This is a genomic window from Streptomyces sp. NPDC034111 (assembly GCF_055575375.1).
The window spans coordinates 512,141-533,973 of the sequence record NZ_JBVIST010000003.1 but is presented as its reverse complement, the minus strand read 5'-3'; the positions used below and the strand labels follow the sequence as shown (position 1 = coordinate 533,973).

Annotated in this window: 23 protein-coding genes and 1 pseudogene; 15 read left to right on the top strand and 9 right to left on the bottom strand. The window is 71.9% G+C overall.

All coding sequences use genetic code 11. The annotated features are described in order from the left end of the window. Positions 1–13: 13 nt before the first annotated feature. The 5 genes from ACZ55A_RS11765 to ACZ55A_RS11745 all read left to right on the top strand — a co-directional run bounded on the left by ACZ55A_RS11765 (position 14) and on the right by ACZ55A_RS11745 (position 6,519). A complete protein-coding gene (locus ACZ55A_RS11765) occupies positions 14–1,120 on the top strand; it encodes an ABC transporter ATP-binding protein (RefSeq protein ID WP_468837716.1) in 1,107 nt (368 codons plus the stop codon). After that, on the top strand, positions 1,117–2,166 hold the full coding sequence (locus ACZ55A_RS11760; protein ID WP_468837714.1) for an ABC transporter permease: 1,050 nt from the start codon (positions 1,117–1,119) through the stop codon (positions 2,164–2,166). Before ACZ55A_RS11765 ends, ACZ55A_RS11760 begins: the two co-directional genes overlap by 4 nt. Positions 2,167–2,460: 294 nt before the next feature. Continuing rightward, positions 2,461–4,743: an RNA degradosome polyphosphate kinase gene (locus tag ACZ55A_RS11755; RefSeq protein ID WP_468837711.1), complete on the top strand. Its 2,283-nt coding sequence runs from the start codon at positions 2,461–2,463 to the stop codon at positions 4,741–4,743. Then, positions 4,706–6,043: a CHAD domain-containing protein gene (locus ACZ55A_RS11750; RefSeq protein WP_468837708.1), complete on the top strand. Its 1,338-nt coding sequence runs from the start codon at positions 4,706–4,708 to the stop codon at positions 6,041–6,043. The genes ACZ55A_RS11755 and ACZ55A_RS11750 overlap by 38 nt, the downstream gene beginning before the upstream one ends. A 56-nt stretch (positions 6,044–6,099) precedes the next feature. Next, the gene (locus tag ACZ55A_RS11745; protein WP_468837705.1) at positions 6,100–6,519 is read left to right on the top strand and encodes an NUDIX hydrolase; all 420 of its coding nucleotides are present in this window, start codon (positions 6,100–6,102) and stop codon (positions 6,517–6,519) included. Positions 6,520–6,537: 18 nt separating this feature from the next. Here ACZ55A_RS11745 and ACZ55A_RS11740 read toward each other — a convergent pair. Further along, a pseudogene (locus ACZ55A_RS11740) lies at positions 6,538–7,454 on the bottom strand (IS982 family transposase). A 70-nt stretch (positions 7,455–7,524) separates the two neighbouring features. Here ACZ55A_RS11740 and ACZ55A_RS11735 point away from each other — a divergent pair. Then, a complete protein-coding gene (locus tag ACZ55A_RS11735; RefSeq protein ID WP_468837702.1) occupies positions 7,525–7,914 on the top strand; it encodes a hypothetical protein in 390 nt (129 codons plus the stop codon). A 167-nt stretch (positions 7,915–8,081) separates the two neighbouring features. On the opposite strand, the gene ACZ55A_RS11730 is transcribed toward ACZ55A_RS11735, so the two are convergent. Together ACZ55A_RS11730 and ACZ55A_RS11725 are read right to left on the bottom strand one after the other, a co-directional pair. Then, complete coding sequence (locus ACZ55A_RS11730) at positions 8,082–8,279, bottom strand: hypothetical protein (protein ID WP_468837699.1); 198 nt, start codon at positions 8,277–8,279, stop codon at positions 8,082–8,084. Further along, entirely contained in the window at positions 8,276–8,533 is a 258-nt protein-coding gene (locus ACZ55A_RS11725; RefSeq protein WP_468837696.1) for a hypothetical protein, read from the bottom strand. The genes ACZ55A_RS11730 and ACZ55A_RS11725 overlap by 4 nt, the downstream gene beginning before the upstream one ends. A gap of 187 nt (positions 8,534–8,720) precedes the next feature. On the opposite strand from ACZ55A_RS11725, the gene ACZ55A_RS11720 reads away from it, so the two are divergent. After that, a complete protein-coding gene (locus tag ACZ55A_RS11720) occupies positions 8,721–10,076 on the top strand; it encodes a hypothetical protein (protein ID WP_468837693.1) in 1,356 nt (451 codons plus the stop codon). A gap of 100 nt (positions 10,077–10,176) precedes the next feature. On the opposite strand, the gene ACZ55A_RS11715 is transcribed toward ACZ55A_RS11720, so the two are convergent. Together ACZ55A_RS11715 and ACZ55A_RS11710 are read right to left on the bottom strand one after the other, a co-directional pair. After that, entirely contained in the window at positions 10,177–10,374 is a 198-nt protein-coding gene (locus tag ACZ55A_RS11715; RefSeq protein ID WP_468837691.1) for a hypothetical protein, read from the bottom strand. Beyond that, on the bottom strand, positions 10,371–10,628 hold the full coding sequence (locus ACZ55A_RS11710; RefSeq protein WP_468837688.1) for a hypothetical protein: 258 nt from the start codon (positions 10,626–10,628) through the stop codon (positions 10,371–10,373). Before ACZ55A_RS11710 ends, ACZ55A_RS11715 begins: the two co-directional genes overlap by 4 nt. 243 nt (positions 10,629–10,871) lie before the next feature. On the opposite strand from ACZ55A_RS11710, the gene ACZ55A_RS11705 reads away from it, so the two are divergent. The 4 genes from ACZ55A_RS11705 (at position 10,872) to ACZ55A_RS11690 (ending at position 13,408) form a co-directional block, all read left to right on the top strand. Beyond that, positions 10,872–12,116 (top strand): helix-turn-helix domain-containing protein, encoded by a 1,245-nt coding sequence (locus ACZ55A_RS11705; RefSeq protein WP_468837685.1) that lies wholly within the window; start codon positions 10,872–10,874, stop codon positions 12,114–12,116. A gap of 11 nt (positions 12,117–12,127) precedes the next feature. Next, on the top strand, positions 12,128–12,604 hold the full coding sequence (locus tag ACZ55A_RS11700) for a hypothetical protein (RefSeq protein ID WP_468837683.1): 477 nt from the start codon (positions 12,128–12,130) through the stop codon (positions 12,602–12,604). Between the two features lie 3 nt (positions 12,605–12,607). Further along, positions 12,608–13,039: an NUDIX hydrolase gene (locus ACZ55A_RS11695; protein WP_468837680.1), complete on the top strand. Its 432-nt coding sequence runs from the start codon at positions 12,608–12,610 to the stop codon at positions 13,037–13,039. A 108-nt stretch (positions 13,040–13,147) separates the two neighbouring features. Continuing rightward, on the top strand, positions 13,148–13,408 hold the full coding sequence (locus tag ACZ55A_RS11690; protein ID WP_468837677.1) for a hypothetical protein: 261 nt from the start codon (positions 13,148–13,150) through the stop codon (positions 13,406–13,408). A gap of 165 nt (positions 13,409–13,573) precedes the next feature. On the opposite strand, the gene ACZ55A_RS11685 is transcribed toward ACZ55A_RS11690, so the two are convergent. Further along, positions 13,574–14,581, bottom strand: coding sequence for an aldo/keto reductase (locus ACZ55A_RS11685; protein WP_468837675.1), 1,008 nt, complete (start codon positions 14,579–14,581; stop codon positions 13,574–13,576). 151 nt (positions 14,582–14,732) lie between these two features. Between ACZ55A_RS11685 and ACZ55A_RS11680 the strand changes: the two genes are divergently transcribed. Then, the gene (locus tag ACZ55A_RS11680; RefSeq protein ID WP_468837672.1) at positions 14,733–15,674 is read left to right on the top strand and encodes a helix-turn-helix domain-containing protein; all 942 of its coding nucleotides are present in this window, start codon (positions 14,733–14,735) and stop codon (positions 15,672–15,674) included. 104 nt (positions 15,675–15,778) lie between these two features. On the opposite strand, the gene ACZ55A_RS11675 is transcribed toward ACZ55A_RS11680, so the two are convergent. After that, a complete protein-coding gene (locus ACZ55A_RS11675) occupies positions 15,779–16,603 on the bottom strand; it encodes a class I SAM-dependent methyltransferase (protein ID WP_468837669.1) in 825 nt (274 codons plus the stop codon). Between the two features lie 169 nt (positions 16,604–16,772). Here ACZ55A_RS11675 and mshA point away from each other — a divergent pair, with 169 nt between their 5' ends. The 3 genes from mshA to ACZ55A_RS11660 all read left to right on the top strand — a co-directional run bounded on the left by mshA (position 16,773) and on the right by ACZ55A_RS11660 (position 19,757). Next, positions 16,773–18,143 (top strand): D-inositol-3-phosphate glycosyltransferase, encoded by a 1,371-nt coding sequence (gene mshA, locus ACZ55A_RS11670; protein WP_468837667.1) that lies wholly within the window; start codon positions 16,773–16,775, stop codon positions 18,141–18,143. Beyond that, positions 18,136–18,636 carry a type III secretion system chaperone family protein gene (locus ACZ55A_RS11665; protein ID WP_468837665.1) on the top strand — a complete coding sequence of 167 codons (501 nt, stop codon included), beginning with the start codon at positions 18,136–18,138 and terminating at the stop codon, positions 18,634–18,636. Before mshA ends, ACZ55A_RS11665 begins: the two co-directional genes overlap by 8 nt. Positions 18,637–18,782: 146 nt before the next feature. Beyond that, positions 18,783–19,757: a class I SAM-dependent methyltransferase gene (locus ACZ55A_RS11660; RefSeq protein ID WP_468837663.1), complete on the top strand. Its 975-nt coding sequence runs from the start codon at positions 18,783–18,785 to the stop codon at positions 19,755–19,757. Positions 19,758–19,931: 174 nt separating this feature from the next. Here the strand turns inward: ACZ55A_RS11660 and ACZ55A_RS11655 are convergent, their stop codons facing one another. Then, positions 19,932–21,290 carry an alpha/beta hydrolase family protein gene (locus tag ACZ55A_RS11655; protein ID WP_468837660.1) on the bottom strand — a complete coding sequence of 453 codons (1,359 nt, stop codon included), beginning with the start codon at positions 21,288–21,290 and terminating at the stop codon, positions 19,932–19,934. Positions 21,291–21,343: 53 nt separating this feature from the next. Further along, positions 21,344–21,772, bottom strand: coding sequence for a hypothetical protein (locus ACZ55A_RS11650; RefSeq protein ID WP_468837657.1), 429 nt, complete (start codon positions 21,770–21,772; stop codon positions 21,344–21,346). Between the last annotated feature and the right edge of the window lie 61 nt (positions 21,773–21,833).

Below are 21,833 nucleotides of genomic sequence, written 5' to 3'. Positions count from 1 at the left end.
GGGGGTAACGGGCTTGCGAGGCAGGGTGATACGGCCGGCAGCCGCCGGTGAGCCGGCCGGCCGGACCGCGGGGTACGCCGCCGTCGAGGCGACCGGCCTCGGCAAGCGGTACCGCCGCCGCTGGGTGCTGCGTGACTGCACCTTCCGGCTGCCGGCCGGCCGTATCTGCGCACTGGCCGGCCCGGCCGGCGCGGGCACCAGCACGCTGCTCTCGCTGGCCTCGGGGCTGATCCGGCCCACCGAGGGGACCGTACGGGTCTGCGGCGAGAGCCCGTCCTGCCCGTCCGGCCGCGCCCGGTTCGCGTATGTCGCCCAGGGCAAGCCGCTCTACCCCTGGTGGACGGTCGCCGAGACCCTGCGGCTGGGCCGTGCGCTCAACCCAGGACGCTGGAGCGTCCGGTGCGCCGAGGAGACCGTGCGGGAGGGGCGACTGCCCCTGGGCGCCCGGGTCGGCGCCCTCTCCGCCGGGCAGCGCACCTTCCTCGCCCTGGCCCTCGCCTTCGCCAAGAACCCCCAACTCCTGCTGCTCGACGAGCCGTTGGCGGACCTCGAACCGCTCGCCCGGCACCGGATCACGGCGCTGCTGCTGGCCCGGGCCGCCGAGCACGCCACCACCGTCGTACTGTCCTCGCGGCTGCTGGCCGAGCTGGACGGGGTCTGTGACCATCTGCTGGTGCTGGGTGGCGGCCGGCTGCGGCTGGCGGGCGACGCCGATGACGTCATCGGGGCGCACGCCCTGGTGACGGGGGAGCGCCGGGGCGCGGGGCTGCCGCGCGAGATCGCCGCGCACACGGTGATCGAGGCCCAGCTGACCCCCCGTCACTTCATGGCGGTCGTCCGGCTCAAGGGCACTCTGGCCGCCGGGCCCTGGGAGGTGTCCGAGCCGTCCCTGGAGGAGCTGCTGCTCGCCTATCTGCGGGCGCCCGACGTGCCGGGGCCGCTCGCGCCGGGCGCCGGGCCGCTCGTCCCGCGGGCGCACCGCAGGCCCGGCGCCGGGCCCGGTCACCGGCCCGGCATCCCCGGTATGCCGCGCAACGGCGTACCCGGCCAGTGGGGTGTGCGGGGCGGCGCGTCCCCCACCCCGTACCACCACCACAGCGACAAGGGAGCGGCGGCATGAGCACCACGGCACACCTCGGGGCGGACGGGCACGCACCCGCCGCCGGCCACGACAGCGGCCGGCCGGAGACCGGCCGCGCACCCCTGCGCGGGGTGCTCTGGCTGGTCTGGCGCCAGCACCGGATGGTGCTCGGTCTGCTGCTCACCGGGGCGGCCGCCGGGGCGGTCTGGTGCACGGTGCTGCGCGGCCGGATGGCCGGGTACATCGAGGACCACCACATCGCGGGCTGCTCCATGATCTCCCTGGTGCCTCACTGCGAGGGCACCCAGGAAGCGGTCACCGCCTTCCGTCTCGCCTACGGCCCCTCGCTCCGGATGGTCGAGCTGGGCCTGCTGGTGCTGCCCGCCCTGATCGGCGTGTTCCTCGGCGCACCGCTGATCGCCCGCGAGCTGGAGGCCGGCACCCACCAGCTCGTACTGACCCAGTCCGTCGGCCCGCTGCGCTGGTTCGCGGCGAAGCTCGCGCTGCCCGCCGTGCTCGTGCTCGCCGCCACCTCGGGGCTCTCCGCCGTCTTCGCCTGGCTCTGGCAGGTCGGCGGCGACGAGGTCTCCGGCTCCTACTGGTACTCCACCCTCGGCTTCAACTCGCTGGGCCCGGTGCCGGTCGCCTACGCCCTGCTGGGCCTGACGACCGGGGCACTGACCGGTCTGCTGGTGCGCCGTACGGTGGCGTCGATGGTCGTCACACTCGCCGTGATGGGTCCGGCGCAGTATGCGTTCTCGCTGCTCAGGCCACATCTGATGCCGGTGGTGAGCACCGAGCTCGGGCTCCGTGAGTCGATCGAGCTGCCGGACAGCAGCTGGGGCCAGGGGCAGGGCTACACCACCGGCTCCGGCGCCCGGCTGACCGCAGAGGACCTGGACTGCCTCAGCGAGCACGACTACGCCACCTGTGTGCGTGAGCACGTGGTGACCGGTCAGTACGTCGATCAGCACCCGGTCTCGCACCACTGGCCGCTGGCCTGGGCCGAGGCCGGAATCGTGCTGGCGGTGGCGGTGACGCTGACCGTCGTCGCCTTCCGGGTGATGCGGCGCCGGCACGGCTGAGGTCCGGGCCCAGGCTTATATCTCCTGGGTAACGGCGGGTGTGGCCGGGGCAGGCGCGGGGGAGGCACCAGCAGGCGCACCAAGGACCGGGCCCCGGGCCCCGGCCGTCCGGCGGCCCCTCGCCGTAGCACCCCGATTGCCTGTCCGCCATATCCGCGTTACCGGCGATTCAATGTCGGTTGCGAGCATCGCTGAATGCAGCCCGCTGTGCCGAACGTCCCCACCCCGAGGCTTCATCTCGCGCCAGCACCTCCTGACGCGCCTGGAACCCCCGGGACGCGGAAGAATAAGGCCATGAACCAGCAGCCCAGCGCTCAGGCACAGGTCCAGCCCGAGATGCCGACCCCGAAGCCCCCGCAGGCCCCGGCCCCCGCCGTTCAGCCTTCCGTGGGCTCCATCGCCGCGCACCGCCCCCACGCGGTCCGTGGGACGGTGCCTGGCCTGGAGCCCGACCTGGACGCCGATCCGGATGCGTACGAGGACCAGGGCGTGGTCGGAGCGGACGGCGAAGAGCTGCCCGGCGACCGCTTCCTGGACCGCGAACGCAGCTGGCTGGCGTTCAACGAGCGGGTGCTGGAACTGGCCGAGGACCCGGCCACCCCCCTGCTCGAACGGGCGAACTTCCTTGCGATCTTCGCCAGCAACCTGGACGAGTTCTTCATGGTCCGGGTCGCCGGACTCAAGCGGCGGATAGCCACCGGCGTGGCCACCCGCTCCGCGTCCCGGCTCCAGCCCCGTGAGGTGCTGGATCTGATCTGGACCCGCTCACGTGAGCTCATGGCCCGGCACGCCGCCTGCTACCAGCAGGACATCGCCCCCGAGCTCGCCGACCAGGGCATCCATCTGATCCGCTGGCCCGAGCTCACCGAGAAGGAACAGGCCCGCCTGTTCACCCTCTTCCGCCAGCAGATCTTCCCGGTGCTGACCCCACTGGCGGTGGACCCCGCGCACCCCTTCCCGTACATCTCCGGCCTCTCGCTGAACCTGGCCGTCGTCGTACGCAACCCGGTCAGCGGTCATGACCACTTCGCGCGGGTCAAGGTGCCGCCGCTGCTCTCCCGCTTCCTGGAGGCCTCCCCGCAGCGTTACGTCCCCATCGAGGACGTCATCGCCGCCCACCTGGAGGAGCTGTTCCCTGGCATGGAGGTGCGCGCGCACCACATGTTCCGGGTCACCCGCAACGAAGACCTCGAGGTCGAGGAGGACGACGCCGAGAACCTCCTCCAGGCCCTGGAGAAGGAGCTGATGCGGCGCCGCTTCGGCCCCCCGGTGCGCCTGGAGGTCGAGGAGTCCATCGACCCCGCCGTCCTCGACCTTCTGGTCCAGGAACTGAAGATCTCCGAGGCCGAGGTCTACCCGCTGCCCGGCCCGCTGGACCTCACCGGCCTCTTCGGGATCGGCGCACTGGACCGGCCCGAGCTGAAGTTCCCCAAGTTCGTCGCCGGCACCCACCGCGACCTCGCCGAGGTGGAGTCCGCCTCCGCCCCCGACATCTTCGCCGCGCTGCGCGCCCGCGACGTCCTCCTCCACCACCCCTACGACTCCTTCTCCACGTCCGTCCAGGCGTTCCTGGAGCAGGCCGCCGGCGACCCCGACGTCCTGGCGATCAAGCAGACGCTCTACCGCACCTCCGGCGACTCCCCGATCGTCGACGCCCTGATAGACGCCGCCGAATCCGGCAAGCAGGTCCTCGTCCTCGTGGAGATCAAGGCCCGCTTCGACGAGCAGGCCAACATCAAGTGGGCGCGGAAGCTGGAGGAGGCCGGCTGCCACGTCGTGTACGGCCTGGTCGGACTCAAGACGCACTGCAAGCTCTCGCTGGTGGTCCGCCAGGAGGGCGACATGCTGCGCCGCTACTCCCATGTGGGCACCGGCAATTACCACCCCAAGACGGCCCGGCTCTACGAGGACCTCGGCCTGCTGACCGCCGACCCACAGGTGGGCGCCGACCTCTCCGATCTCTTCAACCGGCTCTCCGGCTACTCCCGCCGCGAGACCTACCGCCGTCTCCTCGTCGCCCCCAAGTCCCTGCGCGACGGCCTGATCCAGCGCATCACCAAGGAGATCGCGCACCAGCGCGCCGGCCGCCCCGCCTACGTCCGCATCAAGGTCAACTCGATGGTCGACGAGGCCGTCATCGACGCGCTCTACCGTGCCTCCCAGGCCGGCGTACCGGTCGACGTCTGGGTGCGCGGCATCTGCGCGCTGCGCCCCGGCGTCCCCGGCCTGAGCGAGAACATCCGCGTCCGCAGCATCCTCGGCCGCTTCCTGGAGCACTCCCGGATCTTCGCGTTCGGCAACGGCGGCGAGTCCGAGGTGTGGCTGGGCAGCGCCGACATGATGCACCGCAACTTGGACCGGCGGATCGAGGCGCTGGTGCGGGTGGCCGACCCGGCACACCGCGCCTCCCTCAACCGGCTGCTGGAGACCGGGACTTCGGACTCCACGTCCTCCTGGCACCTCGGCCCGGACGGCGACTGGACCCGGCGCGCCGTGGACGCGGACGGCGCGCCGCTGCGCAACGTACAGGAAATGCTCATTGACGCCCGGAGGCGCCGGCGTGGCCCAGCGACATGACCAGCCGACCGGGGGGCCGGCCGGTCTCCTCGGTATCGGATACGAGCCGGGCGGTTCGCCCGGAGCCCGTTCCGCGGTGGTGGACGGCCCGTACGGCGCCGACCCCGCGGCTCGCGGCCCCGCCCTGCCCCACGGCACGGGGACGGGCACGGGGACGGGGACGGGAACGGGAACGGCAACGGGGACAGGCGAGAGAGTCACCGCCACCCACCCCGGCCCCGACTCCCCCCTCGGCACCGCCCTCACCGACCGCACCGCCGAGGAGGTACTGGCGGGCTATCTGCACCACCAGTCCTCGGAATTCCTGCGCAGTCTGCGGCTGCACCGCGAAAGCGGCTCGGACGCGGAGGGCGCCGGCGAGGCCGCCCGCCAGCTGCGCCGCGCCGCCCGCCGGATCAGCGCCACCCTGCACACCTTCCACCCGTTGACCGAGGAGGCCTGGGCCGACCAGCTCCTCGCCGAACTCGGCTGGTTGTCCGGCACCCTGGCCCGCGAACAGGCCTGCGCGGCCCGCCGCGACCGGCTGATGGCGGCGCTCCAGCGGCTGACGGGCCGGGGGGAACGGCCCGAGCGTGCCGAGCGGAGCCCCCGCGGAGCCAGAGCAGAACGCACCAAAACCCAGGACCGCACCCCCAACACCACCACCTCTGTCGCCACTTCCACTTCCGCTTCGGCTTCCGCTTCGGCGTCCCCCGAACCGGACCCCGACGGCGCGCTGGCCGCCGGAGCCGCCCGGGCCGGGGCGCTGCTGGACCGCCAGCTCACCCTCGCCCGTACGCGCGCCCACTCCGCCGCGTTGCAGGCCCTGGGCTCCTCCCGCTTCCACGCGGTCGCCGACTCCGTCGCGGTACTCGCCTCCGAGGCGCCACTGGCCCGTACCACCGCCGAGCTGCCGGCCGCCGAGGCGCTGCCGCCGCTCGCCGAGCAGGCCCACCGGCAGCTCGCGGAGGCGGTCGCCGCCCTGCCGCTGTCCCGCGCGGGGCACCCGTACAACGCCGAGGCGCTGACCGCCGACCACCGCCAGGACGCGCCCTGGCACCAGGTCCGCCTCCTGGTACGGCTGAGCCGCTACGCCCAGGAACTGATCGCCCCGGAGTACGCCGATCCCCGGCTGGACGAGGCCGCCCGGGCCCTGGAGTCCCACCGCGACGCCGCCGAGGCCGCCGCCGCAGCCGCCGCCGCGGCCCGCACCCCCAGAATCGCCCCGGCCACCGCCTATGCCCTCGGCGTGCTGCACGCCGACCAGCGCCACCAGGTGGAAGCGGCCCGCTTCGCCTTCGGCCGGGTGTGGCTCTCCTGAGGGGCGACGGACAATGACCGTGACAGCAGGGGACAGGGGGCAAAGGAGATGAGGGTGTGACGACGCCTCGGAAGCCGGTACGGGCAGCGGGCTGTGTGCTGTGGCGCCGCGCCGCGTCCGAGGACGGCCTGGAGATCGCGCTGATCCACCGCCCCAAGTACGACGACTGGTCCCACCCGAAGGGCAAACTGAAGCGCGGCGAGGACGCACTGGCGGGCGCGGTGCGCGAGGTGGCCGAGGAGACCGGCATGGACTGCCGCCCCGGCGCCCCGCTCCCGACCTCCAGCTACCTCGCCAACGGCCGCCCCAAGCAGGTCCGTTACTGGGCCGCCGAGGCATTGTCCGGCGCCTTCACCCCCAGCACCGAGGTCGACCGCCTCGTCTGGCTCACCCCCGCCGCCGCCCGCGCCCGCCTCACCCACGAACGCGACCGGCCCTTGGTGGACGCACTGTTGGCGGCGCTGCACCTGGCCTAGATGATCTATTCCAAGGAGTCAGTGATCGTAGGCGATCAGTGAGCGTAGGACGGTTTGTCCGGTGGCGTCGTTGTGCCAGATCGCGGCGGTCAGCGCGAGGATGCGTTGCATGACGCGGGCTATGGCACCTCCGGGTGTGCGCCCTCGGTGCCGTTCGAGGTCAAACTGTCCCTTGAAGGTCTCGTTGATCGATTCGATGACCTGTCGCAGCGGCTTGAACAGGGCTGCGCCAGGCCGTTCCCGTTCACCTTTACGGGCAGGCCGCAGCAACTGGACTCCATGCTCGAACAGTTCGCGTTCGAAACCACGGCCGAAGTAGTTCTTGTCGCCGATGAGAGTCTGTCGGGGGCGCTCTCGCAGAAGCTCGCATTCGGCCGCCAGGAGGTCAAGGAGGGTCTCGCGTTCGTCGGACTTGGCCCTGGTCAGGGCGAAGGCGATGGGCAGGCCCTGAAGGGTGCAGACCAGGTGCAGGCGCAGGCCCCAGAAGAAGCGGCTGTGGCTGGCGCAGTAGCCGTATTCGGCCCAACCTGCCAGGTCGGAGCGTTTGACGGTCTCGCGGGAGCGGCCGCATTCCACCGGGGTGGAGTGTCCACGACCCATACGTCGTCGCTCCACACCGAGGTTGTGGTGGCCAGGATCCAGTTGACGCTTCGCATCAGACCGGCGGCCTTGCGCAGCCGCTTGTTGTAGCCGGGCTGCTGGGGCAGGTAGGGGAAGAGGTGGCGCAGGTGGGCACGGGCATGGCGGAGCCATTTGGCCTCGGAGGTGTAGCCGAGTATGGCCTGCATCGTGGCGCGGGTGACCAGTTCGGCATCGCTCAGGCGGGGCGTAATGCCGACCGGCGGGCGCCACGGCGCCAGGTCGGGATGCTCCTTCAGCATGTCGTCGGTCGTCGCATAGAGTGCTGTCGCGAGGGTGTCCACGTCGTTCGTCACAAAACGATCTTGGAGACCCTCGTTCTCGTCTCCGCAGGCACCCCTTGGACCACACCACCAGGAGGAACCAGTGGCATACCCGCAACTGCTCACCCCCGAGGAGAAGCTCGCCGACGCGAAGAAGCTGTTGAGCCTCCCGCGTATCGTCGTGATCTGCGGCTCCACCCGCTTCATGACCGAGATGAACGAGGCCGATCTGCGGGAGACCAAAGCCGGAAAGATTGTCGTCAAACCGGGCTGTGACATGAAGTCGCCGCACGAACTTTGGTCCGATCCTGTCGAGGCCGAGGCGCTGAAGGTTCGACTCGACGTTCTGCACCGGGCGAAGATCCGGCTCGCTGATGAGGTGCTCGTAGTCGGCGACTACATCGGAGACAGCACCCGAGCCGAAATCGCCTACGCCCGGTCGCTGGGCAAGCCCGTGCGGTTCACGCACCCCGAAGTCGACCCTGACGCCTGACCACCGCTGCCACCTCGACAACCAGGGCCGGCAGCCCGCCGCCTGACCGTCTCGCGGTGGCTTCGGCCGCCGCCCACCCCACACCCTCCGCAGGCATCCCTTGGAATTGATCATCTAGGGGGAAGACACCGCCCAGCCGCGACAGCCCGCCGGCTGGGCATGCCCGGTCACCGCACATCACCCTCCGCGATCCGCTGGGCCCGGGGCCGCGAGACACGAAGATTTTCGGGGTCCGCTGCCGGCCACTCCTTGCGCCCGCCCACCCGCAGGTACGGGACGCCCTTCCGGATGTCCGTCACGATCGCCAGGCGGCCTGGGGCGTACTCCACCTCGTCGCCGACCTGCGGTCGCCGTTTGCTGCTCACCGCGCCAACTCCTCGATCGCGTCCAGGGCGGTCGTCCATTCCCGGCCGCCGCCTGGGGGCGACAGCCAGGCGACGGGCGGTGTGTCCGGCACCACGACGACCAGGCTGAAGGCGTTGTCCTTTGTATCGGGCGCAATGGCCCGCAGGACGCCGATGCGCCCGTTATGGCCGTGGTCGACGACCCGGCGGCCGATCAGCGGGTGATCCCGGTGACCCAGTCCGAGGTCCCGGTAGGGGGGAGTTCGCGTGGTCATCGTGCAGCTCGCTATCGAGAGTCGGTGTCCTGCCGCTCCCTCTCAGAGAGACGCGTCAGAGTTGTCAACCAGCCGCCGGAAGCGGACTCCCGACGGCCGGTAATCACTCAACTCTCCTGCGGCGTCGTGGGTAAGAGAGCACAGTGGAAAGACCGTTGAACTGGTTGAACGCCTGGGGGTCCACGAGATGGCACCGCGATCAACAACGCCGAACCTCGCCCTCGCGGGCCTGATGCGAGAAGGGGGAATCGGAAATGCGCAGCTCGCGCGGGCGGTGAACCGTGTCGGCGCTGAGCTCTCAGTCCCTCTGCACTACGACAAAAGCTCGGTGTCCCACTGGCTCAAGGGGTCCATGCCGAAACCGCATGCGCGACCGGCGGTGACCGAAGCACTCTCCCGGCTGCTGGGGCGGCCCGTAACGTCCACGGAGGCCGGTCTCGGCGAGCTCGGCCAGGCCGCCGGGCAGGTCGAATCGCCTGATGTGGCCGCGGGAGTGGTGGATTTGGGTAGGAGCGACATGGATCCCTCGCGGCGCGCGGTACTGGGCACCGGGCTGTACTCGGCGGCGCTGGTGGTGCCCGGCTTCGACGAGGTGACCCCGAGGGGCGGGACGGCCGCGGCCGCGCCGACGGTCCGGATCGGTGGGGGCGAAGTCGCCACGGTCCGGAGGATGACGGAGAAGGTCGCGGACATCCTCGATGACCTTGGCGGCGGCCACGCCCGGCCGATGGCCGCGGCATTCCTCGTCAACACCGTCGGCCCCTACCTGCGGGCGGCAGGCACCGAAGCGGCACAGAAGGCGATGCGGAGCGCGGCGTCCGACCTCGTGTATCTGACGGGGTGGATGGCGATGTACGAGCGCGAGCACGGCCTGGGGCAGAAGTACTACGTCCAGGCCCTCAAGCTCGCAGGCGAGGCCGGAGACCACGTCACCTACTGCCGCACCTTGCGCGGCATGGCCTTGCAGGCGTCCAACCTCGGCTACGGCAAGCGGGCCCTGGAACTGGCCGACTCCGCTGCCGAAGCCGCCCCGGCGTCCGGGCCGCGCCTGGTGGCGTTCCTTCGCGGACAGCAGGCCCACGGGGCGGCGATGGTGAAGGACCGCCGACAGGCGTTTGCCCGGCTCCGGGAGACCGAGGACGCGCTGAGCCGGGCGGATGGCCGGAACGACCACCTGGGCGGCTACGACCGCGCAGCCTACGAGTTCCATGTGTCCCATGTGCTGTGGGAGCTGGGCGACCGTGAGGGTTCGGTCGAGGCGCTGCGCCGGTCGAACCACCACCGGCCCGAGGGTGAGCGGCAGGGCCGCGTCCATGCCACCGGGCTGCTCGCCACGCGCCTGACGGAGATGCGGCACGTGGAGGAGGCGTGCTCCGAGTGGGACCGCTTCCTGGACGACTACACCGGCATCTCCAGCGCCCGCGGTGACGAGCACTTCGCCACTCTGAGAAAGGGCCTACGCCCCTACCGCCAACTCCCCGCCGTCCGGCGCCTGTCGGCACGGGCCCGGAGCCTTGCTCGCCTCAAATCGGCGCGGCCTTAGGGCTGGGTATCGGCGGCCGCCCAATACCCCCACCGCCCACCCCCCCATCCGCGCCGCCCAGAGCAGCACCGCTGTGGCGAGAACTGGGCGTACGGCCCCCTCACCGGAAATCGCCATCCGCGATCCGCTGCTCTCGGGACCGCCACACCCGAAGGTTTTCGGGGTCCGCTGCGGGCCACTCCTCGCGCCCGTCAACACGCAAGTACGGAACGTCGTTCCGGATATCGGTCACGATCGCCAGGCGGCCGTGGCCGTACTCAACCTCGTCGCCGACTCGCGGGCCTCGGCCGTCGCTCATCGCGCCGCCTCCTCGATCGCATCCAGTGCGGTCGTCCACTCCCGGCCTCCGCCGGGAGGCGACAGCCAGGCGACCGGCGGCGTATCGGGCACCATCACCACCAAGTTGAACGGGTTGTCCTTCGAATCCGGGGCAATGGCCCGCAGGACGCCGATCCGGTTGCCATGGCCGTGGTCGACGACCCGGCGGCCGAGCAGCGGATGGTCCCAGTGACCCAGTCCGAGGTGCCGGGAGGTGGGTGTTCGCTTCGTCAAGTCCTCGCCTCGTTTCGTCTCGGTCTGAGGCGGGCGTATCCAGAGGGGAGTACGCGGACGCGCCCGCGATGTGCAGCACCGAACTCGGTTCACCATGGCCCGAGTTGGCGGGTGGTGACTGACAGTTAACGAGCGGACACGGTCGTGGGACCATTGCGTATGCGGCACCCGCATCCGGATATGCACTGGGCGGGTACGGACGCGCGTCCAGTGCCGCGGGGACTTTTAGCGTGGGGGTGTGCAGTGAACTGGCAGTCGGTGGCGGTCCGGGATGCGTCCCGGGCCGGGGACTACGGGCGAGTCATCGAGCTGACCCGCCGGCGGGACCAGCGCATGACCCAGATTCAGCTGGGCCAGGCGTGCGGGCTCTCTCAGTCCGCCGTCTCCCGTCTGGAGAAACGCGGCACGAGCGCTTACAGCACGGACATTCTGGCAGCGGCGTCCGCACATCTCGGGATCCCACCGGCACTGGTGGGGCTCGCGGACAGCCGCACGCAGGTGCAGGTGAACGGTGACAACGTGGAACGACGGACATTTCTCGGCGGGGCTGCGGCTGCGGCGGCGGCCCCGCTATTGGCTGCGTTGCCCGAGCCGGCGGACGGCCCCCTTGGGCAAGCCGCAGCTCTGCGCCTGAGCACCACGGCGTACCGGAGACTGGACGGCTCCACCCCATCCCGAGACCTGGCCGAGTCCGTGCACTCCCACGTGCGGCTGATCCAGACCATCACGCGCTCGGCATCCACCGACACCGAGCGGTCCCGCCTTGCTGCCGTCGGCAGTGAGGCTGCGAGCCTTGCCGGGTGGCTGGCATGGGACATGGGCGACAACGGGTCGGCACGCACTTGGTACGGCTCGTCGGTCAAAGCCGCACGGTCAGCTGGTAGCCCGCTTCTGCTCGCCTACCAGACCGGCAGCCTCGCCCAATTCGAGGCCCACGCCGGGAACGCCATCGAAGCTCTCAACCTCACCCGCCGGGCCCGGAGGGCGCTGGGCGAGCAGCGTCCTGCCGTGGCTGATGCGTGGCTGTGGTCGGTGGAGGCTCTTGCGCATGCAGCGGCAGGTAACCGGCGGGTGGCCGACAAAGCACTGACGGCAAGCCGCGCGGCTGCGGAAGCGCTGCCGGAGGAGACGCCACCCTGGCCGTGGGTATTCACCTTTACTCCGGAGAAGGTCGCCGCTTGCCGGGTTGCTTGTGGGGCGCGGCTCGGTCTCCCGGATTGGGTTCCCGGGGGTGGCGTCGATGCCCTGGCCACCGGCCACGCCAAGCAGAAGGCGCTGCTCGTGCTCGACATCGCCGCGGGGCATCTGGCAGGCGGTCGTATCGAGGCGGCCTTTGCGCTTGCCGGTCGTGCGCTGGATACCGGTCTGACGTACCGTTCCGGCCGGATCGTGGAGCGCGCGCGGACTGTGCGCCGGTTCCTCACCACCGCCACGCCGCCCAAGGTAGTGCGCGACTTTGATGAGCGCCTGCACGGCGTCTATATGTGAGAGGGCATCCGATGCGAGTGGGGATCACTGGGCACCGTGGGCTGGGCGCTGACGTGGAGCGGCAGGTGCGGCGGCTTCTGGACGACGCCGTACGGGACTGCTCGCCGGGTGGTGATCTGGTGGGCGTCTCGTGCCTCGCGGACGGGCCCGACGCCTGGTTTGCCGAGGCGGTGCTCGCTCACGGCGGTCGGCTTGAGGCTGTCGTCCCGGCGGCCGAGTACCGAGAGGGCCTGCCTGCATCGCATCATCCCGTCTATGACGAGTTGGTGCGCTGCGCGGCGGAGGTGCACGACACCGGGTTGACGACGTCGGATTCCGAGGCGCACATGGCCGGTTCCGAAATCCTGGTGGGCTTGGTGGACGAGCTGCTGGCGGTGTGGGACGGGAACCCGGCGCGGGGGTATGGCGGTACGGCGGATGTGGTGGCGTACGCCGAGCGGAACGGCGTTCCGGTGCGGGTGCTGTGGCCGGAGGGCGCCGCCCGCTGAACCTTGTCCGGGCCCGCCGGGCGGCCCTCGTTCGTCGGAGGCGGCGCCCGGCGCGCGTCTGCCTGTCAACGGCGGCGCAAGGATGGCCTGGAGATCGCGCTCATCCATCGCCCCAAGTACGACGACTGGTCCCACCCGAAGGGCAAACTGAAGCGCGGTGAGGACGCCCTGGCGGGCGCGGTGCGCGAGGTGGCCGAGGAGACCGGCATGGACTGCCGCCCCGGCGCCCCCCTCCCGACCTCCTCCTACCTCGCCAACGGCCGCCCCAAGCAGGTCCGTTACTGGGCCGCCGAGGCCCTGGCCGGCGCCTTCACCCCCAGCACCGAGGTCGACCGCCTCGTCTGGCTTCCCCCCGCCGCCGCCCGCTCCCGCCTCACCCACGAACGCGACCGGCCCTTGGTGGACGCTTTGCTGGCGGCGCTGCATCTGGCCTAGTACTGAGCCAAGTTATGCCTGCGCTACGGTACTCACGGGGCGTATCGGACCACGAGCGGCGCCGAACTTCTCCGCCTGTTCCGAGCAGATTGAAGGAAAGGGCGGGCCATGTCCTTTGTGCCGGACCACTATCCCCCTCGCATCGCCGTGGGAATATGCGGGATCACGCTGCTGGTCACTGCCTCGGATGTCGTCGGCATCAGCAGAGGCGATTCCAAGGCAATGCTCATCGTGATCAACCTTGTCCTTCTCCTTTGTTCGGTCCTCGCCGTGGTGGGATGGCGCAAGGAACGGCACGGAATGCTGCTTGCGGCGGGCCTGGGTGTCGTGGCTGTGGCCTTCGCCGGTGCCTGGCTCTTCGCCTCGTAAAGCCTTCTCTCCACGTGAGCGTTTGGTGCGCCGGTTTGCCCGTGCTGAGCCGCGCGAGTCCGCGCTGGCGTCTCTGCGCGGTCTGATTGCTCGGCAGGAGGGCGCCGCCCGCTGACTGTGCCGCGCCCTCCTGGTCAGGCCTCGACAGGCCCGCCGTCCCCGTCGTCACCGCCGCCGCAGTGAAACGTCCGTCAAGGCCGGCGGCAGGTAGTAGCTGTCGGCGCGGTTGAGGTCGGTGCCCGGGGGGACGATGGCGTCGATGCGGTCGAGGGTGGCGGTGTCGAGGGTGGTGTCGGAGGCCTCCAGGAGGCTGTCGAGCTGGGTCATGGTCCGCGGGCCGATGATGACGGACGTCACCGCCGGGTGGGAGCGGACGAAGGCGGTCGCCAGGTGGGGGAGGGTCAGGCCCGCTTCGGCGGCGACCTCGGCGAGGGCGGTGACCGCCTCCGCCTTGCGGGCGTTCTCCGGGACGGTGAGGTCGAACTTCTGGGTTTCCATACCGGCCCGTGAGCTGACCGAGAGGTCGCGGCCGGAGAGCCAGCCGGCGCTCAGCGGGCCCCAGGTCAGCACGCCCATCCCGTACTTCTGCGCGGTCGGCAGCACCGAGCCTTCAATACCGCGGGCCAGCATCGAGTAGGGGGGCTGCTCGGTGCGGAAGCGGACGTGGCCGCGGCGCTCGGCGGTCCACTGCGCCTCGACGATCTGCTCGGCGGGGAACGTGGAGGTGCCGATCGCCCGCACCTTGCCGGACCGTACGAGGTCGGAGAGCGCGGAGAGCGTCTCGTCGATGTCGGTGGCCGGGTCGGGGCGGTGCACCTGGTAGAGGTCGAGGTGGTCGGTGCCGAGGCGGCGCAGGCTGTCCTCCACCGCGCGGACGATCCAACGCCGGGAATTGCCACCGTGGTTGGCGTCCGGGCCCATGGGGTTGAAGAACTTGGAGGCCAGTACGACGTCGTCGCGGCGGCCCTTGAGGGCCTTGCCGACGATCTCCTCGGACTCGCCTGCGGCGTAGACGTCGGCGGTGTCGACGAAGTTGATACCGGCGTCCAGCGCGCGGTGCACGATCCGTACGCAGTCGTCGTGGTCGGTGTTGCCCCAGGCGCCGAGCATCATCGTGCCCAGCGCGTACTCGCTGACCGAGATGCCGGTGCCGCCGAGGATCCTGCGCTGCATGAACTGCTCCTGCCGTCTGTTCGTTGGTGATACGTGCCCGAGTGGGTGCCTGCACCACCTTGGCGCCGCGGCGGAGGGCGGACCAGGCCCGTTGCAGCCTGGGTCCGGCAGAACCCCCCAGGCGGCGGCCCGCCCGCCGCATACTGGACGCATGCTGCACGCGGAAACCGAGATCAGCTCGTTCCTCAAGGCGCGCCGCGCCGCGCTCGACCCGGCCGACCTGGGCCTGCTCGGCGGGGCCGGACGCCGACGGGTGCGCGGGCTGCGGCGTGAGGAGGTCGCCCAGCTCGCCGGGATCAGCGTCGACTACTACACCCGGATCGAGCAGGGCCGGGCGCACGCGATCTCCGACTCCGTGCTCGACGCCATCGCGCGGGCGCTGCGGCTGTCCGGCGGCGAGGTGACGTATCTGCGCAATGTCGCCGGGCCGCGGAGGCGGAGCGCGGCGGGCGGCGGTGCGGACGGTGCGCGGGGTGCGGACGGTGCGGACGGTGGGGTCCCGCGGCAGACCGTACGGTCCGAGATCCGGCAGCTGCTGGACGCCATGGAGAGCACCGTCCCGGCCATGATCGTCGGCCGCGGTCTGGACGTCCTGGCCTGGAACACGCTCGGCGCCCGGGTCGGCTTCGACCTGGACGCACTCGACCCGGACCGGCGCAACGGCGCCCTGCTGATGTTCCTCGACCCGGCGGCGCGCGCCCTGCACCCGGACTGGGAGGCGAACGCCGTCGACGTGGTGGGCAACCTCCGTGCCGACAGCGGCCGGCACCCCGACGATCCGCGGATCTGCGAGGTGGTCAACGAACTGCTGACCCACAGCGCGGACTTCCGGCGGCTCTGGGAGGCCCAGTCGGTGCACGAGTGTCTGCGCGGCACCAAGCGCCTGCGGCATCCGGACGTCGGCGAGCTCGTCATCACCTTCGAGAGCTTCCGGCTGCCCACCGACGAGGACCAGGCCCTGGTGACGTACACGGCCCCGCGGGGCTCGGACACCGAGCGGCGGCTGCGGGAGCTTGCGGCCCGGCCGGCCACGGCCGCCCGGCCCGAGGTGAGCACGGCACGGGCCCGGGTCGCGCCGGCGGGTGCTGCCTAGGACGTTCCCAGCGCACGGGCGCCTGCCCCCGCGGAGGAGCAAGTGCTTTCTCAGCGCACCGGCGCCTACGCCCGCGGAACCGGCGCCTCTCAGCGCACCGGCGCCTACCCCCGCGGAGCCAGCGCCTCCCAGCGCACCGTGACCTCGCCCTGGCGCCGCCGCCGTGGATCGCCGGTCAGCGGCCAGTCCGTCGCCAGGGCCGCGACGGCGGCGCGCCACCGCTGGCGTGCGCCCAGCGCCCCGAGCGGGGCGGCCGCGGCCCAGGCGCGGTCGAAGTCCCGTAGGAAGGCGTGCACCGGCTCGCCCGGCACATTGCGGTGGATCAGCGCCTTCGGAAGGCGTTCTGCCAGGTCGGAGGGGGTTTGGAGGGAGCCGAGCCGGGTTGCGAAGGTGACCGTACGGGGGCCCTCGGGGCCGAGGGCAACCCATACGTGCCGCCGCCCGATCTCGTCACAGGTGCCCTCCACCAGCAGCCCGCCGGGCGCCAGCCGGGCGCACAGCCGCCGCCAGACCACGGCCACCTCGTCCTCGTCGTACTGCCGCAGCACATTCGCCGCCCGGATCAGGACCGGCGCCCGCCCCCGCGCGCCCGGCAGCGGCACCTCGAAGCCGCCGTGCAGGAAGTCCAGGCCCGGCTTCTCGTACGGGCGGGCCGCCTCGACCCGCGCCGGATCGATCTCGATGCCGACGACCCGGGCGTCCGGCCGGACCGTACGCAGCCGGCCCAGCAGCTCCACCGCGGTCCAGGGCGCGGCGCCGTAGCCGAGGTCGACCGCGACGGGGTCGGCGGCGCGGCGCAGCACGGCGCCGTGTTCGGCGGCTATCCAGCGGTCCATACGGCGCAGCCGGTTGGGGTTGGTGGTCCCGCGGGTGGCGTTGCCGACGGGCCGGGACGGCGGGGCGGGGGAGGGGGCGGAGCGGCGGGCCATGGCTTCGAGAGTATGGGCTCGCCGGCCGGGCTCCGTACCCGAGCCTCGGGCCTTGGTCACGCTTTGGCAAAGTACGCACTCGGTGCGCCGGACGGAAATGGATGGCCGGGGCTTGTTGTTGCAGGGGTTCGGAGGCGTGCCGCCCGCCCCGGCTAGGAGGTAGCTCGACGTGAGCCAATACGTGTCCCGGCTCCGCAGCCGACCCCACGGCCCGTTCGCGGCCCAGGCACGGCTGCGCCTGCCCGGCGGCCCGCGGCGCCCGCGCCGGGTGGCGATGCTCAGCGTGCACACCTCCCCGCTGCACCAGCCGGGCACCGGCGACGCCGGCGGCATGAACGTCTACATCGTCGAGCTCGCCAGGAAGCTCGCCTCGCTCAACATCGAGGTGGAGATCTTCACCCGCGCCACGACGGGCACCCTCCCGCCCGCCGTCGAGCTCGCCCCCGGCGTCCTCGTACGGCATGTGGACGCCGGCCCGTACGAAGGCCTGGCCAAGGAGGACCTGCCCGCCCAGCTGTGCGCCTTCACCCACGGCGTGATGCAGGCCTGGGCCGGCCACCGCCCCGGCCACTACGACCTGGTCCACTCCCACTACTGGCTCTCCGGCCACGTCGGCTGGCTGGCCGCCGAACGCTGGGGCGTCCCGCTGGTGCACGCCATGCACACCATGGCGAAGGTCAAGAACGCGGCACTGGCCGCCGGCGACACCCCCGAACCGGCCGCCCGGGTCATCGGCGAGACCCAGATCGTCCGGGCCGCGGACCGCCTGATAGCCAACACCGCCGAGGAGGCCGACGAGCTCGTACGGCACTACGAGGCCGCGCCCGGCAAGGTCGCCGTCGTCCACCCCGGCGTCAACCTCGACCGGTTCCGGCCCACCGGTGGTGATGTGGCCGAGAGCCGGGCCGCCGCCCGCGCCCGCCTGGGCCTGCCGCAGGACGCGGTCATTCCGCTCTTCGCCGGCCGCATACAGCCGCTCAAGGCCCCCGACATCCTGCTGCGCGCGGCCGCCACCCTGCTGGCCGAGGACCCCTCGCTGCGCTCCCGCCTGATCGTCCCGGTCGTCGGCGGGCCCAGCGGCACCGGGCTGGCCAAGCCCGAGGGGCTGCAGAAGCTGGCCGCCCGGCTCGGCATCGCCGATCTGGTGCAGTTCCGCCCGCCGGTCGGCCAGGAGCAGCTCGCCGACTGGTACCGCGCCGCTTCCGTGCTGGTCATGCCCTCGTACAGCGAGTCCTTCGGGCTGGTCGCCATAGAGGCCCAAGCCTGCGGCACCCCCGTCGTCGCGGCCGCGGTCGGCGGTCTGCCGGTGGCCGTACGCGACGGCGTCAGCGGCTTCCTCGTCGCCGGCCACGACCCGGCCGACTACGCCCGCGCCCTGCGCCGCTTCCTCGACGACCCCGCCCTGCCCAGCCGTATGGGCGCCGACGCCGCCCGCCACGCCCAGTCCTTCGGCTGGGACACCGCCGCCGCCGCGACCGCCGAGGTCTACACCGCAGCCATGCAGGAACGGCGCCGTCACCTACGATCGGCCCATGGCTGACGACCCGCGACAGGTGATCGAGACGGCTCTGGACGAGGCCGGCCTCGACTGGGAATCCCCCTCCGACGGCAGCTATGTCGTCAAACTCCCCGGCACCCGCAAGCTCTCCACGACCTGCTCGCTCATCGTCGGCAAGCACTCCCTCTCCATCAACGCCTTCGTGGTCCGCCGCCCCGACGAGAACCACGAGGCCGTGCACCGCTGGCTGCTGGAGCGCAACACCCGCCTCTACGGCGTCAGTTACGCGATCGACCAGCTCGGCGACGTCTACCTCGTCGGCAAACTCCCGCTCGCCGCGGTCACCCCCGACGAGCTCGACCGCATCCTCGGCACGGTCCTGGAGAACGCCGACGGCAGCTTCAACACCCTCCTGGAGCTGGGATTCGCCTCCGCCATCCGCAAGGAGTACGCCTGGCGGGTCTCGCGCGGGGAGTCCACCCGCAACCTGGAGGCGTTCGCGCATCTGACGCGGGACAGCGGCCCCGAGGCGTAGTCCTGTCCGGGGGAAACTCCGGGGGAAACGAGACAGGCCCCAAGCCGCTCCCGCGGCATCCGCCCCGGGGCCATTTGCGGAAACGGCAACAAGGTTTGCCGCCTTCTCCCTCCCGGGCGCATGGTCGGCGCCAGGAGGTGCCCACCATGGAAGAAGTACCGGCCGGCGGGGCCGACACCCGCCCCCACCACCGCCACGCACACGGTCACGGCCACCACAACCACGGCCACAACCACGGTCACCACAACCTCGGCCACGACGACGAGTTCGACTGGGCCGCGATGGCCGATCTGCTGGAGCTGGAGGGCGAGACCCACAGCCCCTACGTGCGCCAGGCCCTGGAAGAGCTGAAGCATCTGACCCCACGCCGCGTCCTGGACATCGGCAGCGGCCCCGGCGTCGCGGCCTGCCGGCTCGCGGAGACCTTCCCGCAGGCCGAGGTCACGGCCGTGGACGGCACACCGGAGCTGCTGGCCCGCGCCGAGGAGCGGGCCGAGCGGCTCGGCGTACGGCTGCGGACCCAGGTGGCCGAGTTCCCGGCAGGCCTCGCCGGCCTGGGCCCGGCGGACCTGGTGTGGTCGGCGCAGGTCGTGCACCACGTAGGCGACCAGCAGAACGCGCTGAACCACCTGGCCGGGCTGCTCGCCCCCGGCGGCGTACTCGCCCTCGTCGAGGGCGGTCTGCCGCCCCGCTGGCTGCCGCGTGACCTGGGCTTCGGCCGTCCCGGCCTCCAGGAACGGCTCGACGTGGCGCAGGCGGACCGCTACCGACGGATGCGGGCCGAGCTGCCCGGATCGGTGCCGGTCGTCGAGGACTGGCCCGGCATGCTGAGGGCCGCGGGACTCACCGGCGTACGGAGCAAGACCTTCCTGGTGGACCACCCGGCACCGCTCGCGGAGGGCCCGGGCGGGTCCGTCGGCGGGTCCGTCGGCGGGTCTGTACGGCTCTCGGCACGGCGGACCCTGGAGCGCTACCGCGACGTGCTGACCGGACTCCTCGACGACGAGGACCTGACCACCCTGGACCGCCTCCTCGACCCGTCCGACCCGGCGGGCGTCGACCGGCGCCCCGACCTCTTCCTCCTGACCGCGAAGACCGTGCACTTCGGCACCGCGGCCTGACGGGGCCCGGCAGCCGAGGCAGAGAACGTAGCCAAGGCAGCCAAGGGGGCGCCCGACCGGTTCATCCGGCCGGGCGCCCCGCCCCCGTTCCCCCCGTTCCCCCCGTTCCCCCCCGTTCCCCCCGTTCCCCGTTCCCCCGTTCCCCCGTTCCCCCCGGCTTTCCCTGACGTCCCCTTACGGCACGAACCGCACCTCCGGGTACCGCCCCGACGGACCGCCCAGCAGCCCGCCGTCGTCCCGCCCCCGCAGCCACCGGTCGAAGAACGCGGAGACATACGCCCGCTGTGCCGCGATCGCCCGCGTCGGATCGACCGTCCCGACCATCTCCACCACGTCCTTCCGTGGCAGGTCCAACTGCCGGGCGATCTGCGGAATCAGCGCCTCCGCGTCCGTATAGCCGGCATGCCGGCTGCCGCGCAGCGTCAGGTCCCGCAGCCAGGCCCCGGCGCCCGTACTGTGCCGCCACACCGCGCCCCAGGACGCCACCGTGTGATGGGTGTCCCCTTCGCTGCCCATCAGCATCAACGGTCGGTCCACACCGTCGCGACCGACCGTCGAAGGGTTCGACGGATCGTCATCCCGCTCGGTGTACCCCAACACCCCGTCCATGTTCACTGCGGCCCTGATCCGCCGGTCGTCATGCATCGTCTGCGCCGCCGTGAACCCGCCGGCCGACTGTCCGAACATCCCCACCGCGTCCAGATCCAGCGCCCCCCGAAGCCCGCCCGGAAGGGGTGAGGCCTGTCCCCGCTTCGCCAACTCGTCCAGTACGAACCGGGTATCGGCCACCCGTACCCCGCTGACCTTCCTCATCAACTGCGTGATCCGCCCGGCCTTCTTCGCCTTCGCCAGTTCCGACCGCATCACACTGCGCGCCACCCGCCCGTCCGGGAACTCCACCGCGGGCGCCTCGTAGGTGTGGTCGATGGTCACCACCACAAAGCCGCGGGACGCCAGATCGTCGCAGAGCGAGCTGCCGAACGAGCGCGGATCGCCCGCGCCGGGGGAGTAGAGCACCACCGGCAACCGCCCCCCGGTATGCCGAGCCGCCGCCACGGGCGGCGCCCCCTCATGCGCGTACGTACGCGTCGCCCCCCACGCGACCTTCCCCCGCGGCACCCGCTCCGAGAAGTTGTTCAGCGCGTCGAACCCCGCCGCCTCGCGCGCCGACATCTGCGGTGCGCGCGGATACCGCCCGGCACCCGCCCGCGCCGGATACCGGACGCTGACCATCAGCTCCCGGTGCGCCGGCCGCGCCTGCCCGCCGCCCCACGGGTCCGGACGCTTCCGGTCCACCAAGTGCAGTGCGACCGTGCCGACTTGATACGGACCGGTGGGCGCGGGCAGCGTCAGGCGAGCCCGGTGGGTGGCGGCGCCCGCCGCGTGTACGGGGCCGTTCGCGCCCCCGCCCTCCCCCGGCCCGGCCGACGCCCACTGTGCCCCCGCCGGCACCGCGACCAGCACCCCCGCCGCCAGCGCCCCGACCAGCACGGCCCGCCGCGCCCCTCGTCCCCCCGTACCGTTCGCCCGCACAACTCCCCCTCGGTCGCCACTGCCGGCACGGTCGGCTCTGTTGCCGCGCGCCGTCAGCCTCCAGCCTCGCGGGGAGGACCGTCCGTATCGACCGTGGCACCTCCCCTCTCGGGGGTGTGGCTACCACGACCCCGCACCACCCCACGGCTCTCCGCCACCCGCACCGCATCCCGCAGCGCCGCACTCAACTGCACCGCCAGAAACCGCAACTGCCGCGCATCCGACGCCGGATCGTCGACCATCACCCGCGCATGCTCCAGCAGCCCGACCCCCATCCCGAGCTGCAACGCCTCGATGTCATCGGCATACCGGGAGAGATACCCCCCGTCCCCGTCGGTGAGTAAGTAACAGGGCTTGCCACCGGGAGCGGTCCAGGGGAGGAGGCGGGGGGTGGGGCCGGGGTCGGGTTCGGTCATGGAGATCTGCTTTCGTCGGTAGGCCGTGCCCGGACCGTTGGCGCGGTCGCGGGCGCTGTCGTGCATGACCCTCGTGCTGATCGCCGGGCGATCCCATCCCAACTCGCTATAGGGCCGCCCTATATTG

Excerpts from the sequence above, each read along its gene's own strand:
- ACZ55A_RS11760 (WP_468837714.1), top strand. The coding sequence starts at position 1,117 with ATGAGCACCACGGCACACCTCGGGGCGGACGGGCACGCACCCGCCGCC.
- ACZ55A_RS11755 (WP_468837711.1), top strand. The coding sequence starts at position 2,461 with ATGAACCAGCAGCCCAGCGCTCAGGCACAGGTCCAGCCCGAGATGCCG.
- ACZ55A_RS11725 (WP_468837696.1), bottom strand. The coding sequence starts at position 8,533 with ATGACCACGCGAACTCCCCCCTACCGGGACCTCGGACTGGGTCACCGG.
- ACZ55A_RS11720 (WP_468837693.1), top strand. The coding sequence starts at position 8,721 with ATGGCACCGCGATCAACAACGCCGAACCTCGCCCTCGCGGGCCTGATG.
- ACZ55A_RS11715 (WP_468837691.1), bottom strand. The coding sequence starts at position 10,374 with ATGAGCGACGGCCGAGGCCCGCGAGTCGGCGACGAGGTTGAGTACGGC.
- ACZ55A_RS11700 (WP_468837683.1), top strand. The coding sequence starts at position 12,128 with ATGCGAGTGGGGATCACTGGGCACCGTGGGCTGGGCGCTGACGTGGAG.
- ACZ55A_RS11690 (WP_468837677.1), top strand. The coding sequence starts at position 13,148 with ATGTCCTTTGTGCCGGACCACTATCCCCCTCGCATCGCCGTGGGAATA.
- ACZ55A_RS11685 (WP_468837675.1), bottom strand. The coding sequence starts at position 14,581 with ATGCAGCGCAGGATCCTCGGCGGCACCGGCATCTCGGTCAGCGAGTAC.
- ACZ55A_RS11680 (WP_468837672.1), top strand. The coding sequence starts at position 14,733 with ATGCTGCACGCGGAAACCGAGATCAGCTCGTTCCTCAAGGCGCGCCGC.
- ACZ55A_RS11675 (WP_468837669.1), bottom strand. The coding sequence starts at position 16,603 with ATGGCCCGCCGCTCCGCCCCCTCCCCCGCCCCGCCGTCCCGGCCCGTC.
- ACZ55A_RS11665 (WP_468837665.1), top strand. The coding sequence starts at position 18,136 with ATGGCTGACGACCCGCGACAGGTGATCGAGACGGCTCTGGACGAGGCC.
- ACZ55A_RS11660 (WP_468837663.1), top strand. The coding sequence starts at position 18,783 with ATGGAAGAAGTACCGGCCGGCGGGGCCGACACCCGCCCCCACCACCGC.
- ACZ55A_RS11650 (WP_468837657.1), bottom strand. The coding sequence starts at position 21,772 with ATGCACGACAGCGCCCGCGACCGCGCCAACGGTCCGGGCACGGCCTAC.